The organism is Nitrosomonas sp. Nm51, assembly GCF_900111165.1.
Taxonomy (GTDB): Bacteria; Pseudomonadota; Gammaproteobacteria; order Burkholderiales; family Nitrosomonadaceae; genus Nitrosomonas.
Window position 1 is genome coordinate 1 of the sequence record NZ_FOGH01000130.1, and the last position, 1079, is coordinate 1079.

General features: G+C 48.7%; 1 protein-coding gene. It reads right to left on the bottom strand.

The window, feature by feature from the left end:
- Positions 1-197: 197 nt before the first annotated feature.
- Positions 198-1079 (bottom strand): IS4 family transposase (locus tag BMY60_RS15170; protein ID WP_143057503.1); only part of this gene is annotated, 882 nt, incomplete at its 5' end.

Consider the following 1079-nt stretch of genomic DNA (forward strand, 5'->3'; position numbering starts at 1 on the left):
CTGCCTATTACCCACAAATATCAACAGTGATAATCATAAATCATCTTTCCACAGCATAAATCCCATGCACATATACTGAAATTCCAGATAGCCGCGCCATATTACCTGATGACCAGGGAGAGGGTCTTTGTTGCGGTCAAGATGACCACCAATTTTTGCAATCAATTTGACGGCCTCTGCCAGGGAATGGGGAGGCTTTATTCCTTTTTTTTAGCATAGGCTGTTAGCGTTCGTAATTCAACATCTGAAAACAAGACTTGCGCCGGTAGTTCAGGTGCTTCTCTGCCTAATAATGTCATCAACATGATGCGCCAGCCAATGACCAGGTTTATCGCAATAGCGCGACGCAAGCGTTCAGCGGTTGCATTGGCTAAATCTTCGATCCTGCAACCGGATTTCAAGACCCGATGCCAGTCTTCAATTCGCCAGCGTAATGCATACCATCGCAGGCACTGCTCAGCGTCCGTCGCCTCTGCCACCTTCAAAGTGGTTAATAAAAACCATTCCACAGGATCGGTGTTTACCGGTGGATTTTCTTCTCGGGCATGAACCAGATAGAGATCAATGGGCGCCTTGTCCTTAGCATATTCCGGTGGTGGCAGCTTAATGCATATAGTACGGACGGACAGATCTGCCAGACGCGCCGGTCTTGCTGAACGTGCCTTCTGTCTGGATTTTTTTGGGCGGGCACTCTGATTGGGAATAGGCAGACGTACCCGGCTCAAAACAGGCGCCTGTCTGGCCGCCGCAAATAATTTGAAGGGCTCCTGTTTGATATTGCGGTTATGACTGGCGCGCACCAGCAGTTCCACGCGCGGTTTTTTTTGCTGTTCATGAAATAGTTCAAAGAAATCCGCTTCCCGGTCACAGACATCAATCACTTGTGTCTGCGCCATGCCTTGAGCCACGTCAACCAGATCACGATGATGTTCAATCCAGGTAAAGGTTTTCTTTTCTTCAACCGGAATTCGCCCAGGCTTCCTATTGTCCGTCAGATCCTTTTCCGGCGGTACAATGCATTGTGATTTGACAATACCCAATGGCAGGCCGCCTGTGGTCACACAAAAGGTTGAATGCAG